The following is a 15,614-nucleotide window of genomic DNA, read 5'->3' on the forward strand; positions in this document are numbered from 1 at the left end:
AGAAGGCTTGCGCTTCGCTATCCGTGAAGGTGGTCGTACCGTTGGTGCTGGCGTCGTTGCCAAAATCATCGAGTAATAGTTGATGTATGTGAAAGCTGCGCTACAACCCGTGCAGCTTTCGCTTTAAAGAGTACAGGCCAATAGCTCAATTGGTAGAGTATCGGTCTCCAAAACCGAGGGTTGGGGGTTCGAGACCCTCTTGGCCTGCCAAACACCCAGAATAATCTGAGGTGTTAATCATAAAGTTAAGTATATGATCGATAAAATCAAACTGGCTTTATCCCTGTTGTTACTAGCTTTAGGGATCGCCGGTTTTTATCTTTTTGAAGATAAAGCAATGGTTATTAGGATACTTGCCGTATTGGCAGGTATTGTCGCGTCTGTAGCAGTGGCGTGGACTGCGCCACAAGGCAAGCAGGCGCTAGGCTTTTTTAATGAGTCTGTTGCTGAAGCCAAGCGTGTTGTCTGGCCAACGCGTCAGGAAACGTTGCAAACCACATTGGCGGTTGTTGTGCTGGTTGTGATCATGGCAGCATTCCTGGCATTGGTCGATATCAGCTTCGCCTACATGGTGCAATGGATTATGGGTAAAGGAGCTTAATGTCTATGCGTTGGTATGCAGTTCAAGCTTTCTCCGGCATGGAAAAATCCGTGAAAGCCGGCTTGGAAGAGCGCATCATCAGATCTAACTTGCAAGATCAGTTCGGTGACATTCTGGTGCCCGTTGAGGAAGTGGTTGAGTTGAAGAATGGTCAAAAGACTATTTCTGAGCGTCGCCTGTATCCTGGCTATGTGCTGGTACAGATGGAAATGACTGACGAGAGCTGGCACTTGGTAAGAAGCACGCCAAGAGTGACTTCGTTTATCGGTGGCACAGCGCAACGTCCAACCCCGATCAAAGACAAAGAAGTAGAAATCATTCTGCGTCGCATGGATGACAGCAAGTCAAATCCAACGCAGAAGATGACGTTTGAAAAGGGCGAGAGCGTACGCGTGATCGATGGCCCATTCAAAGATTTCTCTGGTAGCGTTGAAGAAGTGAACTACGACAAAAACAAACTGCGTGTTTCCGTGGTGATTTTTGGTCGCGCGACACCAGTTGAACTGGATTTTGCACAGGTAGAAAAAGAAGTCTAGTTGTGCATTGTTCGGCCACCGTGACCGGTGGTCGATATTTTTAACGGGGAGCCTGCCTCAGGCGTTATTACCCATTTTAGGAGTCAAACATGGCAAAGAAAGTCATTGGCTACATTAAGCTGCAGATCCCTGCAGGTAAAGCCAACCCAAGCCCACCAGTCGGTCCAGCACTGGGTCAACGTGGTCTGAACATCATGGAATTCTGTAAAGCGTTTAACGCTGCAACCCAAGGCGTAGAGCCAGGCTTGCCAATTCCAGTGGTGATTACTGCATTTGCAGACAAGAGCTTCACGTTTGTGATGAAAACCCCTCCAGCGACCGTGCTGATCAAAAAAGCGGCCAAGCTGGAAAAAGGGTCTGCACGTCCTCATACAGACAAAGTTGGCAAGATCACACGTGCGCAAGCTGAAGAGATCGCCAAAACAAAACAGCCTGACCTGACGGCTGCTGACCTGGATGCCGCTGTACGTACCATCGCTGGTAGCGCACGCAGCATGGGTATCGAAGTGGAGGGTGTATAACATGGCTAAAAGAATTGATGCATTGCGTGCGAAAATCGACCGCAACAAATTATATCCAGTGGCTGAAGCCCTGAACCTGGTTAAAGAAGGCGCGACTGCCAAATTTAACGAATCTGTTGATGCTGTGATTAACCTGGGTATCGACCCACGTAAATCTGACCAGCTGGTGCGTGGCGCGATCGTATTGCCTAACGGTACTGGTAAAACAACGCGCGTGGCTGTGTTTGCACAAGGCGCGCAAGCTGAAGCGGCTAAAGCAGCTGGTGCTGATATCGTTGGTTTCGAAGACCTGGCTGAGCAAGTTAAAGGCGGCATGCTGGACTTTGACGTTGCGATTGCAACGCCTGATGCGATGCGTATCGTTGGTGCATTGGGTCAAGTATTGGGTCCACGTGGTTTGATGCCAAACCCAAAAGTGGGCACCGTGACCCCAGATGCAGCGACTGCTGTTAAAAACGCTAAAGCCGGTCAAGTACAATACCGTACTGACAAAGGTGGTATCGTGCATTGCACGATCGGCCGTGCTTCTTTCACAACTGAGCAATTGCAAGGTAACTTGTCTGCATTGGTTGATGCATTGAACAAAGCCAAGCCAACCAGCTCTAAAGGTGTCTACCTGAAGAAATTGTCCGTTTCCAGCACCATGGGTCCTGGCGTACGTGTCGATCAAGCATCAGTAGTAGCGTAATTTAAAGTCCCGGACGTCGCCGTCCGGGCAAAGAACTTTGGGCTTGAGTGCCTGCGATGAGCAAGCACTCAAGAGCATCAAAGACCGTTGGTGGTTAACTTAATAAATCGTTGAATGTAAATGGGTGAGCAATCCTCTGTTTGCAGCAATGTGAAACCAACGCAGATGGCGATCCCCAACACAGGATATTTCCATGCCCTGCACAAGGACGCCGTGAGTGGCCAGGTTATTTGACCTGGCTTTCATTAACGGAAGGAGAACAGACCTTGAGTCTTAATCTTACAGAGAAAAAAGAAGTCGTTGCCGAGGTGGCCGCTCAAGTGGCTAATGCACAAGCAATCGTACTTGCTGAGTATCGTGGTATTGGCGTAGCCAATATGACGAAACTGCGTGCTGATGCACGTAATGCAGGTGTGTATCTGCGTGTGTTGAAAAACACTCTGGTTCGTCGTGCAGTAGAAGGTACGCCTTTTGCAGCATTGGCTGACGACATGGTTGGGCCATTGGTATACGGCATTTCTGCCGATCCAGTTGCAGCTGCCAAAGTATTGAACAACTTCGCGAAAGAAAACGAACTGTTCGTACTGAAAGCAGGCGCAATGCCTAATGAGCGTCTTGATGTTGCTGGCGTACAAGCGTTGGCATCTACATTGAGCCGTGATGAGTTGCTGTCCAAACTGGCTGGCATGCTCAACGAAATCCCAACCAAGTTTGCTCGTGCCGTTGCAGCAGTACGCGACGAACAAGAAAAGCAAGCGGCTTAATTTTTAATCAAACTATTTTAGGAAATTTATATCATGGCAATTTCTAATGCTGACATCTTAGATGCAATCGGTGGCATGACCGTATTGGAACTGACTGCATTCATCAAAGAAATCGAAGAGAAGTTCGGTGTTTCTGCTGCTGCTGTTGCAGTCGCTGCTGGCGGCGCTGCTGCTGGTGCTGCTCCAGCTGCTGCTGAGCAAACTGAGTTCAACGTTGTGTTGAACGGCGCTGGCGACAACAAAGTAAGCGTGATTAAAGCTGTTCGTGAACTGACTGGCCTGGGCTTGAAAGAAGCTAAAGACCTGGTTGACGGCGCACCAAAAGCAGTTAAAGAAGGCGTAAGCAAAGCTGACGCTGAAGCAGCTGTGAAGAAATTGATCGAAGCGGGCGCTACTGCTGAGATGAAATAATTCACAATTGTGAATCTGGCTGGGCTGACGGGAAACCGTCGGCCTTCGCCATTTCTGGCGCATGCAGATTTTTAACGCGCTGACTGGCCAGAAAAAATGTTGTAAATCCGGTGTTATGGCCACATATAGTGAAAACTAAGTGGTTGATTTTTAATCGAAGTTAGATGTCAAAACATTGCAGTGGATGAAAAGTGTTTTGTCTTCTACCCTCAAAAATTTCAGGAGACGCTATGAGCTATTCCTTTACCGAAAAGAAACGCATCCGCAAAAGCTTTGCTAAGCGCGACAGTGTTCAAGAGGTACCTTACCTGCTAGCCATGCAGTTGGAATCCTACAAATCATTCCTGCAGGAAAACGTTCCACTCGACCAACGTAAAAACGAAGGTCTGGAATCGACTTTCCGTTCCATTTTCCCGATTGTTAGCCATTCTGAGAATGCACGTCTGGATTATGTGAGCTATCAATTGGGCGCAGAGCCATTTGATGTCAAAGAGTGTCAACAACGTGGTCTGACTTATGCCGTGCCTTTGCGCGTCAAAGTACGTTTGACCATTATGGACCGCGAAGCGTCCAAACCTACCGTGAAAGAAGTGAAAGAACAAGAAGTCTATATGGGCGAATTGCCGCTTATGACTGAAAACGGCTCTTTCGTGATTAACGGTACCGAGCGTGTGATTGTGTCGCAATTGCACCGCAGCCCAGGCGTGTTCTTTGAGCATGACCGTGGTAAAACCCACAGCTCCGGCAAGTTGCTGTTCTCAGCACGTATCATTCCTTACCGTGGCTCCTGGCTGGATTTCGAATTCGATCCAAAAGATTACCTGTACTTCCGTGTTGACCGTCGTCGTAAGATGCCAGTCACGATCTTGCTGAAGGCATTGGGTTATAACCCGGAACAAATTCTGGAAACTTTCCACGATACAGACACTTTCCATATTGGCCCTAAAGGCGTGGAATTTACACTGGTCGCTGACCGTCTGCGTGGCGAAGTGGCCAAGTTTGATATCACTGACAAAGACGGTAATGTGCTGGTCGCCAAAGACAAGCGTATTACTGTGAAACACATCCGCGATATCGAAAAAGCGGGCGTGACCACCATGGCTGTGCCGACCGACTTCATGATGGGTCGTGCAGTTGCGAAAAATATCATTGATACCGATACCGGTGAATTGATTGCCAATGCCAACGATGAAATTACACCTTCATTGCTGGAAAAACTGGTTGCTGCCAAGATTGCTGAAATCGACACGATTTACACCAACGATCTGGATCACGGTAACTTCATTTCGCAAACATTGCGCAGTGATGAAATTCCTGACCAGTACAGTGCACGTGTGGCGATTTACCGCATGATGCGCCCAGGCGAGCCACCAACCGAAGAAGCGGTAGAGGCTTTGTTTAAGGGCTTGTTCTTCACAGAAGATCGTTACGACCTGTCTGTGGTTGGCCGCATGAAGTTCAACCGCCGTGCTTATCCAAGCAAGCTGGAAGACCGTACCGCTGCCTGGATGCGCCGTTTCTATGAAAACGTCGGCCCACAAGGCGATACCGGCAGCAATGTGCTGTCTAACGAAGACATCCTGGCCGTGATTGGCGTGTTGATCGAGTTGCGCAATGGCCGTGGCGAAATCGACGATATCGATCACCTGGGTAACCGTCGTATCCGTTCTGTCGGTGAATTGGCAGAGAACCAGTTCCGTGCCGGTTTGGTGCGTGTTGAGCGTGCTGTGAAAGAACGTTTGTCTCAGGCTGAATCTGAGAACCTGATGCCGCATGACCTGATCAATGCGAAACCAGTGTCCAGCGCGATCCGTGAATTCTTCGGTTCCAGCCAGTTGTCACAGTTTATGGACCAAACTAACCCATTGTCAGAGATTACGCACAAGCGTCGTATCTCCGCTCTGGGCCCAGGCGGTCTGACCCGTGAACGTGCCGGTTTTGAGGTGCGTGACGTACATACCACCCACTACGGTCGTGTCTGTCCAATTGAAACACCGGAAGGTCCAAACATTGGTTTGATCAACTCATTGGCGCTGTATGCACGTACCAATGAATACGGTTTCCTGGAAACGCCTTACCGTTTGGTTGAAGAGAACAAGGTATCCGGCAAGATTGATTACCTGTCTGCGATTGAAGAGAGCCAGTATGTGATTGCACAGGCTAACACCGAAGTGTCTAAAGAAGGTGGCTTCAAAGAAGACCTGGTGTCAGCGCGTTTCCACAACGAATTTACCATGACGCAACCTGGTCGCGTACAGTACATGGACGTGGCCCCAGGCCAGATCGTGTCTGTGGCGGCTTCGCTGATTCCGTTCCTGGAACACGATGACGCGAACCGTGCATTGATGGGCGCCAACATGCAACGTCAAGCGGTGCCTTGTCTGCGTGCTGAAAAAGCCGTGGTCGGTACAGGTATTGAGCGCACGGTAGCGGTTGACTCCGGTACTGTGGTTACTGCCCGCCGTGGTGGTGTGGTTGACTATGTGGACTCAGGCCGTATCGTGGTTCGCGTGCATGATGCGGAAGCATTGGCAGGCGAAGTCGGTGTGGACATCTACAACCTGACCAAATACACACGTTCTAACCAGAACACCAACATCAACCAGCGTCCGCTGGTTAAAGTCGGTGACATCATCTCCCGCGGCGACGTGGTGGCGGATGGCGCGTCAACTGACATGGGTGAATTGGCGCTGGGCCAGAACATGCTGGTGGGCTTTATGCCATGGAACGGTTATAACTACGAAGACTCGATCTTGATCTCCGAGCGCGTGGTGGCAGATGACCGTTACACGTCTATCCATATTGAAGAGTTGTCAGTGGTTGCCCGTGACACCAAACTGGGGCCTGAAGAGATTACCCGTGATATTTCCAACCTGTCCGAGCGTATGCTGGGCCGTCTGGATGATTCCGGTATTATCTACATCGGTGCTGAAGTAGAAGCTGGCGACGTACTGGTGGGTAAAGTGACACCAAAAGGTGAAACCACTTTAACGCCAGAAGAAAAATTGCTGCGTGCAATTTTCGGTGAAAAAGCGTCTGACGTAAAAGACACTTCACTGCGCGTGCCATCAGGCATGACCGGTACAGTCATCGACGTGCAAGTCTTCACCCGTGAAGGCATTGACCGCGATGCACGTGCACAACAGATTATTGACGACCAGTTGTCTCACTACAAAAAAGATCTGGGCGACCAGATGCGTATTGTAGAAGACGATACCTTTGGCCGTATCAGCCGTTTGCTGGCTGGTAAAGTGGCGACCGGTGGTCCGAACAAGCTGAAAAAAGGTGACACGCTGAACCAGGAATACCTGGAAAGCGTTGGCCGTTATGACTGGTTTGATATTCGTTTGAGCGATGAAGAAGCCGCACGCCAACTGGAGCAACTGAAGGACAGCTTGAGCCAGGCACGTGTTGAGTTTGACAACAAGTTCGAAGAGAAGAAACGCAAACTGACGCAAGGTGACGAATTGCCACCAGGCGTACAGAAGATGGTGAAAGTATATCTGGCGGTGAAACGCCGTATTCAACCTGGTGACAAGATGGCGGGTCGTCACGGTAACAAGGGTGTGATCTCCAAGATTTGCCCGGTTGAAGATATGCCGCACATGGCTGACGGTACACCGTTAGACATCGTGTTGAACCCACTGGGCGTGCCTTCACGTATGAACATCGGTCAGATTCTGGAAACGCACTTGGGTTGGGCAGCTAAAGGCTTGGGCAAACGCCTGGGCGACATGTTGCAAGCCGAAGCCAAAGTGGCCGAGATCCGTGGCTTCCTGGACAAGATCTACAACAGCAGCACTGGCAAGAAAGAAGACATTGCCGGCCTGACTGACGTCGAAGTGATTGACCTGGCAACCAACCTGAAACACGGTGTGCCATTTGCAACGCCAGTGTTTGACGGTGCTGCCGAGTCTGACATTCGCGCTATGCTGGATCTGGCGTTCCCGGATGAAGACGAGCACACCAAGAAATTGCAGTTCCACGCAGGTAAAACACAGGTCAAACTGTTTGATGGCCGTACCGGTGATGCCTTTGAGCGTCCGGTTACCGTTGGTTACATGCACGTACTGAAACTGCACCACTTGGTCGACGACAAGATGCACGCACGTTCTACCGGTCCTTACAGCCTGGTGACACAACAGCCGTTGGGTGGTAAAGCCCAGTTCGGTGGTCAGCGCTTCGGTGAGATGGAAGTTTGGGCACTGGAAGCCTATGGTGCGTCATACACCTTGCAAGAGATGTTGACAGTGAAATCAGATGACGTGAATGGCCGTACCAAAGTGTACGAAAACATCGTCAAAGGTGAGCACAAAATTGATGCGGGTATGCCTGAATCATTCAACGTGTTAGTGAAAGAAATCCGTTCACTGGCCATTGATATTGATTTGGACCGTAACTAAGCCCGCCATTAAGGAGAGTCTCTATGAAAGCGTTATTAGATTTATTTAAGCAGGTTACGCAAGAAGAAGAGTTTGACGCGATTAAGATCGCGTTGGCTTCACCTGAAAAAATCCGTTCATGGTCCTATGGCGAAGTGAAAAAGCCAGAAACCATCAACTACCGTACCTTCAAGCCTGAGCGGGACGGTTTGTTCTGCTCCAAAATCTTTGGCCCGATCAAGGATTACGAGTGCTTGTGCGGCAAATACAAGCGTTTGAAACACCGCGGTGTCATTTGTGAGAAGTGTGGCGTTGAAGTCACCTTGAGCAAAGTGCGTCGTGAGCGCATGGGCCACATCGAGCTGGCTTCACCAGTGGCACACATCTGGTTCCTGAAATCCTTGCCTAGCCGCTTGGGTATGGTGCTGGATATTGCCCTGCGTGACATTGAGCGCGTGTTGTACTTTGAAGCATTTATCGTTATCGATCCAGGCATGACGCCACTGACCCGTGGTCAGTTGCTGACTGAAGATGACTACCTGGCCAAGGTAGAAGAGTACGGTGATGAGTTCAATGCTGTCATGGGTGCCGAAGCCGTGCGCGAACTGTTGCGTACGATGGACATCGAGCGCGAAATCGAAAGATTGCGTAGCGAATTGTCTGCAACCAGCTCAGAAGCCAAGATCAAGAAGATCGCCAAGCGTCTGAAAGTACTGGAAGCATTCCAGAAGTCTGGCATCAAGCCTGAGTGGATGATCCTGGAAATCCTGCCAGTATTGCCACCAGAGTTGCGTCCATTGGTACCACTGGATGGTGGCCGTTTTGCGACGTCTGACCTGAACGATCTGTATCGCCGCGTGATCAACCGTAACAACCGTTTGAAGCGTTTGTTAGAGTTGAAAGCCCCGGAAATCATCGTGCGTAACGAAAAACGTATGTTGCAAGAAGCGGTAGACTCACTGCTGGACAACGGTCGTCGCGGTAAAGTGATGACTGGCGCCAACAAGCGTCCGCTGAAGTCACTGGCTGACATGATTAAAGGTAAGGGCGGTCGTTTCCGTCAGAACTTGCTGGGTAAGCGCGTGGACTACTCCGGTCGTTCCGTGATTGTAGTGGGCCCAACATTGAAACTGCATCAGTGCGGTCTGCCGAAGAAAATGGCGCTGGAACTGTTCAAGCCATTCATTTTCCACAAGCTGGAAGTGTTAGGCCTGGCGACAACCATCAAAGCCGCCAAGAAGAAAGTGGAAGAAGAAGGACCAGAAGTCTGGGATATCCTGGAAGACGTGATCCGCGAGCATCCGGTGTTGTTGAACCGTGCGCCTACGCTGCACCGTTTGGGTATCCAGGCATTTGAGCCAGTATTGATCGAAGGTAAAGCGATCCAGTTGCACCCATTGGTGTGTTCAGCCTTTAACGCCGACTTTGACGGTGACCAAATGGCGGTACACGTTCCATTGAGCCTGGAAGCACAAATGGAAGCACGCACTCTGATGCTGGCTTCTAACAACGTGCTGTCCCCAGCCAACGGCGAACCAATCATTGTGCCGTCACAGGATATCGTGTTGGGTCTGTACTACATGACCCGCGAGAAAGTGGCTGCACGCGGTGAAGGCATGATCTTCAGTGACATTAAAGAAGTACAACGTGTATACGATCAGGGCTTGATCGACTTGCACGCCAAAGTCACTGTACGTATCCGTGAGTTTGAGCTGGATGTTGCTGGTCAAAAAGTGGAAAAAATCAACCGTTATAACACCACGGTTGGCCGTGCCTTGCTGTCTGAAATCCTGCCACCAGGCTTGCCATACAGCTACATCGACAAAGCGCTGAAGAAGAAAGAAATTTCACGCCTGATCAATGCCAGCTTCCGTAAAGTGGGCATCCGTGAAACAGTGATTTTCGCTGACAAACTGATGTACACCGGTTACTCCTACGCGACCAAAGCCGGTATCTCTATCAGCATTAACGATATGTTGGTGCCGCCAGAGAAAGAGCAATTGATCGCTGCGGCAGATGCCGAAGTGAAAGAGATTGAAGACCAATACGTCTCAGGTCTGGTGACTCAGGGTGAGCGTTACAACAAGGTAGTCGATATCTGGGGTCGTGCCGGTGACAAAGTGGCTGATGCCATGATGAAGCAATTGCGCGAAGAAGATGTTAAAGACGCTGACGGTAAGGTTGTCACTAAAGACGGTAAAGCTGTACGTCAGGAATCGTTTAACGCGATTTACATGATGGCCGACTCCGGCGCCCGTGGTTCTGCGGCGCAGGTACGTCAGCTGGCTGGTATGCGTGGCCTGATGGCGAAACCGGATGGTTCCATTATTGAAACGCCAATTAAGGCGAACTTCCGTGATGGCCTGAACGTGTTGCAGTACTTTATTTCTACGCACGGTGCGCGTAAGGGTCTGGCCGATACGGCGCTGAAAACAGCGAACTCCGGTTACCTGACACGTCGTCTGGTCGATGTGACGCAAGACTTGGTCGTGACTGAGCATGATTGCGGTACGGTTGAAGGCTTGGTCACCAAGGCATTGGTCAAGGGCGGTGAAGTGGTAGAGCCGTTGCATGACCGTATCCTGGGCCGTACTTCTGCGCTGGATGTGATCCATCCTGAAACGCAAGAAGTGGTTTTCCCGGCAGGTACATTGCTTGGTGAAGACGAAGTCGAGAAAATCGATGCCCTGGGCATTGATGAAGTGAAAGTGCGTACTGCGCTGACTTGTGATACCCGTTACGGTATTTGTGCCAAGTGTTACGGTCGTGACCTGGGTCGCGGCAAACTCATCAGCATGGGTGAAGCCGTGGGCGTGATTGCGGCGCAATCCATTGGTGAACCGGGTACACAGTTGACCATGCGTACGTTCCACATCGGTGGTGCGGTATCGCGTGCGGCGTCTGTTTCTCAGGTTGAGAGCAAGTCTAACGGTATTGCCAGCTTCACTTCTACCATGCGTTACGTGACCAACTCACGTGGCGAGCAAATTGTGATCTCCCGTAATGGTGAAGTCATTATTGCTGATGATAATGGTCGTGAGCGTGAGCGTCATAAAGTGCCTTATGGTGCGACATTGACAGTCACCGACGGTAAAACAGTGAAAGCCGGTCAAGCCCTGGCTACCTGGGATCCACATACCCGTCCAATCATTACCGAGTACGCGGGCCGTGTGAAATTCGAGAACGTCGAAGAAGGCGTGACCGTGGCCAAGCAGGTGGATGAAGTGACTGGCCTGTCTTCACTGGTGGTGATTGATCCTAAGCAACGTGCGGGTTCAACCAAAGGCTTGCGCCCACAAGTGAAGCTGCTGGACGCGAATGGCGTGGAAGTGAAGATTGCTGGTACCGAAACACCGGTCAACGTGACTTTCCAGCTGGGTTGTATCATTACCGTGAAAGATGGTCAGGAAGTTGGCGTGGGTGAAGTGCTGGCACGTATCCCGCAAGAATCTTCCAAAACCCGTGATATTACCGGGGGTCTGCCACGCGTGGCCGAGTTGTTCGAAGCCCGTTCACCAAAAGACGCCGGTATGCTGGCTGAAGTGACTGGTACGGTTTCGTTCGGTAAGGACACCAAAGGTAAACAACGTCTGGTCATCACTGACTTGGACGGTATTACCAGCGAGTTCCTGATTGCCAAGGATAAGCACGTGACTGCGCATGACGGTCAAGTGGTGACCAAAGGTGAAACCATTGTCGACGGTCCGGCAGATCCGCAAGATATCTTGCGCCTGCAAGGTCGTGAAGCACTGGCCCGTTACATCATCGACGAAGTGCAAGACGTGTATCGTTTGCAAGGCGTGAAGATTAACGATAAGCACATTGAAGTGATTGTGCGCCAGATGTTGCGTCGCGTAAAAGTGCAAGATGCAGGCGACACTGGCTTCATCCCGGGTGAGCAAGTAGAGCGTGCTGATTTGTTGACAGAAAACGAACGCGTGATTGCCGAAGACAAACGTCCGGCAACTTTCGAGTACGTGTTGCTGGGTATTACCAAAGCATCGCTGTCTACCGATTCGTTCATCTCTGCGGCATCGTTCCAGGAAACGACGCGCGTGTTGACCGAGGCGGCTATTTTGGGCAAACGCGACGATTTGCGTGGCCTGAAAGAAAACGTCATTGTGGGTCGCCTGATTCCAGCCGGTACCGGTCTGGCTTATCACGAGTCCCGCAAGCGTGCAGCCGTGGCTTCACTGACACCAAATGCAGCAGAGCCATCTGAAGCATTGTTGGCAGCAGAAGCGATGTTTGCAACAGAAGAAGTTGTTGAGGAAACCGCAGCAGACGATCAACCGAGCGAATAATTCGATCACTGTTGTCTCTGTGTGCAAGGGGTGTCAAGTATGAATAATGCTTGACACCCCTTGACTCATTTATTAAAATGCCGGGTTTCTCAGAATAGCCTTATTGTCTCAATAGGGCGTTATTGTTGATATGCCGCCAAACTTGAGTCTTCCTGCTCAAATGGTGGTTTTTTAAAGGTGAAGAGGTTAAGGCAATGCCAACCATTAATCAGTTAATACGTAAGCCACGCGTTAAAGTGGTTACCAAGAGCAAGGTTCCAGCCCTGGAAGCTTGTCCTCAAAAGCGTGGTGTATGTACTCGCGTATATACCACAACGCCAAAAAAACCAAACTCCGCGTTGCGTAAGGTGGCTAAAGTGCGCCTGACCAACGGTTACGAAGTGATTAGCTACATCGGCGGTGAAGGCCACAACCTGCAGGAGCACTCTGTTGTGCTGTTGCGCGGCGGTCGTGTAAAAGACTTGCCAGGTGTGCGTTACCACATGGTGCGCGGTAGCTTGGATACGGCTGGTGTGAAAGACCGTAAGCAGTCCCGTTCCAAATACGGTGCTAAACGTCCTAAAGAAGCTAAAGCTTAATTTATTAGGTGCAAGCGGACAGTTTGTCCATTTTTATAGCGGCTGAAATGCCTTGCGAGTGTCATTGCTAGCAAAAATTTAATTGAAAAGAGAATCATATGCCTAGACGTAGAGAAGTCCCCAAACGTATTATCTTGCCGGATCCAAAATTTGGTAGCCAGGAAGTATCCAAGTTTGTAAATGTGCTGATGACAGGTGGTAAAAAATCTGTTGCCGAGCGTATCATTTACGGTGCCTTTGATCAGGTGGCCAGCAAGAGCGGTAAGGACCCGCTGGAATTATTCACCACAGCGTTGAATAATCTGCGTCCTGTTGTTGAAGTGAAGAGCCGCCGTGTCGGTGGTGCAAACTACCAGGTGCCTGTAGAAGTGCGTCCTAGCCGTCGTAGTGCCTTGGCAATGCGTTGGTTGCGTGATGCAGCGCGTAAGCGTGGCGAAAAATCCATGGGCCTGCGTTTGGCTGCCGAGTTGATCGAAGCCTCTGAAGGCCGTGGTTCTGCAATGAAAAAACGTGAAGAAGTTCACCGTATGGCAGAGGCAAACAAAGCCTTCTCACACTTCCGTTTTTAATTAAACGACCTCGTTCTTTAATAATTAGTTGAATTGATAGCAAAGGTAAAGCATCGTGGCACGTAAAACCCCTATTGAACGCTACCGTAATATTGGTATTTCTGCGCATATTGACGCAGGTAAAACAACCACGACAGAACGTATTCTGTTCTACACTGGTGTAAACCATAAGATTGGTGAAGTGCACGACGGTGCAGCGACCATGGACTGGATGGAGCAAGAGCAGGAGCGTGGTATTACCATTACTTCTGCAGCGACCACCTGTTTCTGGAAAGGCATGGACTTGTCTTTGCCTGAGCATCGATTCAACATTATTGATACCCCAGGGCACGTGGACTTTACCATTGAGGTAGAGCGCTCCATGCGTGTGCTGGATGGTGCCTGCATGGTGTACTGTGCAGTAGGTGGCGTACAGCCACAATCAGAAACTGTTTGGCGTCAAGCCAACAAGTACAAAGTGCCACGTCTGGCATTTGTAAACAAAATGGACCGTTCAGGTGCTGACTTCTTCAAAGTGGTCGAGCAAATGAAAACGCGTCTGCGCGCAAACCCAGTACCAGTGGTGATCCCTATCGGCCGTGAAGATACTTTCACCGGCGTGGTTGACTTGATGAAGATGAAAGCCATCATCTGGGATGAAGCTTCTCAAGGCATGAAGTTCACTTATGGTGACATTCCAGCTGATCTGGTTGAGACGGCAGGCAAATGGCGCGAGCAGATGGTTGAGTCTGCTGCAGAAGCCAGCGAAGAGCTGATGAACAAGTACCTGGAAAATGGTGATCTGGAAGAAAAAGACATCAAATTAGGTCTGCGTACGCGTACGATTGCTGGTGAAATCCAGCCGATGCTGTGCGGTTCTGCATTTAAAAACAAAGGCGTTCAACGTATGTTGGATGCAGTTGTTGACTTCTTGCCATCCCCAATCGACATTGATGATGTGACTGGTGAAGATGATGATGGTAAGCCGGCTAGCCGTAAAGCCGACGACAAAGAAGGCTTCTCTGCTTTGGCATTTAAATTGATGACAGACCCGTTTGTTGGTCAGCTGACATTTATCCGCGTTTACTCTGGCGTGTTGAACAAGGGTGATACCGTGCTCAACTCTGTGAAGGGTAAAAAAGAGCGTATCGGCCGTATCGTACAAATGCACGCTAACAACCGTGAAGAGGTTGAAGAGGTGTTGGCTGGTGACATCGCCGCCTGTATCGGCTTGAAAGACGTGACGACTGGTGAGTCTTTGTGTTCTCCAGACAAGCCTATCATTCTGGAGCGTATGGTGTTCCCTGAGCCAGTGATTCACGTGGCTGTTGAACCAAAAACGAAGAGTGACCAGGAAAAAATGGGCTTGGCATTGGGTCGTTTGGCACAAGAAGATCCTTCTTTCCGTGTCCGTTCTGATGAAGAGTCTGGCCAGACTATTATTTCCGGTATGGGTGAATTGCACCTGGAAATTCTGGTAGACCGTATGCGTCGTGAATTCAACGTTGAAGCGAACGTGGGTGCGCCACAAGTGGCATACCGTGAAGCGATCCGCAAATCTGTTGAAGTGGAAGGCAAGTTCGTTAAGCAATCCGGTGGTAAGGGTCAATACGGTCACGTATGGCTCAAAATGGAGCCTAACGAAGCTGGTAAAGGCTTTGAGTTTGTTGACCAGATTAAAGGTGGTACCGTACCGCGTGAATTTATTCCAGCGGTTGAAAAAGGTCTGCGTGAAACCATTCCTGCCGGTATCTTGGCTGGCTTCCCGGTCGTTGACGTAAAGGTAACGTTGTTTGATGGTTCATACCATGACGTTGACTCCAACGAAAACGCCTTCAAGATGGCTGCTTCTATCGGCTTTAAAGATGGTATGCGTAAAGCAGATCCAGTCTTGCTGGAGCCTATGATGGCCGTTGAAGTTGAAACGCCTGAAGAGTACATGGGTGATGTGATGGGTGACTTGTCATCTCGTCGCGGTATCATCCAGGGCATGGATGACATGCCTGGCGGTGGTAAAGCCATTAAGGCTGAAGTGCCACTGTCTGAAATGTTTGGTTACTCCACTGTGGTTCGCTCCCTGTCACAAGGTCGCGCAACTTACAGCATGGAATTCAAGCATTACGCTGATGCGCCGAAAAACGTTGCTGATGCAATCATCAACAAAAAATAATTGATCTATTACAGTATTGAATTAAAGGAAAACAATCATGGCAAAAGGCAAATTTGAACGTACCAAGCCACACGTGAACGTTGGTACGATTGGTCACGTTGACCACGGTAA

The 15,614-nt window shown here is 50.0% G+C and carries 11 protein-coding genes, 1 tRNA gene and 1 pseudogene; all 13 read left to right on the forward strand.

Going from position 1 to position 15,614, the window contains the following annotated elements; genetic code table 11:
* Positions 1 to 76, forward strand: a pseudogene (locus tag ACIDE9_RS14035) (elongation factor Tu); the annotation flags it as partial.
* Between the two features lie 58 nt (positions 77 to 134).
* A tRNA-Trp gene (locus tag ACIDE9_RS14040) sits at positions 135 to 210 on the forward strand.
* A gap of 43 nt (positions 211 to 253) precedes the next feature.
* Positions 254 to 601 (forward strand): preprotein translocase subunit SecE, encoded by a 348-nt coding sequence (gene secE / locus ACIDE9_RS14045; protein WP_019881208.1) that lies wholly within the window; start codon positions 254 to 256, stop codon positions 599 to 601.
* Positions 601 to 1,137: a transcription termination/antitermination protein NusG gene (gene nusG, locus ACIDE9_RS14050; protein ID WP_029147985.1), complete on the forward strand. Its 537-nt coding sequence runs from the start codon at positions 601 to 603 to the stop codon at positions 1,135 to 1,137. Before secE ends, nusG begins: the two co-directional genes overlap by 1 nt.
* Positions 1,138 to 1,226: 89 nt before the next feature.
* The gene (gene rplK / locus ACIDE9_RS14055) at positions 1,227 to 1,658 is read left to right on the forward strand and encodes a 50S ribosomal protein L11 (protein WP_018987686.1); all 432 of its coding nucleotides are present in this window, start codon (positions 1,227 to 1,229) and stop codon (positions 1,656 to 1,658) included.
* A gap of 1 nt (position 1,659) precedes the next feature.
* On the forward strand, positions 1,660 to 2,346 hold the full coding sequence (gene rplA / locus ACIDE9_RS14060) for a 50S ribosomal protein L1 (RefSeq protein WP_194752780.1): 687 nt from the start codon (positions 1,660 to 1,662) through the stop codon (positions 2,344 to 2,346).
* 266 nt (positions 2,347 to 2,612) lie between these two features.
* Entirely contained in the window at positions 2,613 to 3,110 is a 498-nt protein-coding gene (gene rplJ, locus ACIDE9_RS14065; protein ID WP_194740356.1) for a 50S ribosomal protein L10, read from the forward strand.
* A 33-nt stretch (positions 3,111 to 3,143) separates the two neighbouring features.
* Complete coding sequence (rplL, locus tag ACIDE9_RS14070; protein WP_194740357.1) at positions 3,144 to 3,521, forward strand: 50S ribosomal protein L7/L12; 378 nt, start codon at positions 3,144 to 3,146, stop codon at positions 3,519 to 3,521.
* 230 nt (positions 3,522 to 3,751) lie between these two features.
* A complete protein-coding gene (gene rpoB / locus ACIDE9_RS14075; protein WP_411995298.1) occupies positions 3,752 to 7,924 on the forward strand; it encodes a DNA-directed RNA polymerase subunit beta in 4,173 nt (1,390 codons plus the stop codon).
* A gap of 23 nt (positions 7,925 to 7,947) precedes the next feature.
* On the forward strand, positions 7,948 to 12,207 hold the full coding sequence (rpoC, locus tag ACIDE9_RS14080; RefSeq protein WP_411995299.1) for a DNA-directed RNA polymerase subunit beta': 4,260 nt from the start codon (positions 7,948 to 7,950) through the stop codon (positions 12,205 to 12,207).
* Positions 12,208 to 12,401: 194 nt separating this feature from the next.
* On the forward strand, positions 12,402 to 12,785 hold the full coding sequence (gene rpsL, locus ACIDE9_RS14085) for a 30S ribosomal protein S12 (RefSeq protein WP_019881215.1): 384 nt from the start codon (positions 12,402 to 12,404) through the stop codon (positions 12,783 to 12,785).
* Between the two features lie 98 nt (positions 12,786 to 12,883).
* Positions 12,884 to 13,354, forward strand: coding sequence for a 30S ribosomal protein S7 (gene rpsG, locus ACIDE9_RS14090; protein WP_019881216.1), 471 nt, complete (start codon positions 12,884 to 12,886; stop codon positions 13,352 to 13,354).
* 55 nt (positions 13,355 to 13,409) lie between these two features.
* Positions 13,410 to 15,503, forward strand: coding sequence for an elongation factor G (fusA, locus tag ACIDE9_RS14095; RefSeq protein ID WP_194752783.1), 2,094 nt, complete (start codon positions 13,410 to 13,412; stop codon positions 15,501 to 15,503).
* Positions 15,504 to 15,614 lie beyond the last annotated feature (111 nt).

Origin of the sequence: Methylophilus sp. 'Pure River', assembly GCF_046765995.1 — a bacterium.
Lineage (GTDB): Bacteria > Pseudomonadota > Gammaproteobacteria > Burkholderiales > Methylophilaceae > Methylophilus.

Bases quoted from the DNA above. Each gene is read 5' to 3' on its own strand.
- secE (WP_019881208.1), top strand. From the start codon at position 254: ATGATCGATAAAATCAAACTGGCTTTATCCCTGTTGTTACTAGCTTTA.
- nusG (WP_029147985.1), top strand. From the start codon at position 601: ATGTCTATGCGTTGGTATGCAGTTCAAGCTTTCTCCGGCATGGAAAAA.
- rplK (WP_018987686.1), top strand. From the start codon at position 1,227: ATGGCAAAGAAAGTCATTGGCTACATTAAGCTGCAGATCCCTGCAGGT.
- rplA (WP_194752780.1), top strand. From the start codon at position 1,660: ATGGCTAAAAGAATTGATGCATTGCGTGCGAAAATCGACCGCAACAAA.
- rplL (WP_194740357.1), top strand. From the start codon at position 3,144: ATGGCAATTTCTAATGCTGACATCTTAGATGCAATCGGTGGCATGACC.
- rpoB (WP_411995298.1), top strand. From the start codon at position 3,752: ATGAGCTATTCCTTTACCGAAAAGAAACGCATCCGCAAAAGCTTTGCT.
- rpoC (WP_411995299.1), top strand. From the start codon at position 7,948: ATGAAAGCGTTATTAGATTTATTTAAGCAGGTTACGCAAGAAGAAGAG.
- rpsL (WP_019881215.1), top strand. From the start codon at position 12,402: ATGCCAACCATTAATCAGTTAATACGTAAGCCACGCGTTAAAGTGGTT.
- rpsG (WP_019881216.1), top strand. From the start codon at position 12,884: ATGCCTAGACGTAGAGAAGTCCCCAAACGTATTATCTTGCCGGATCCA.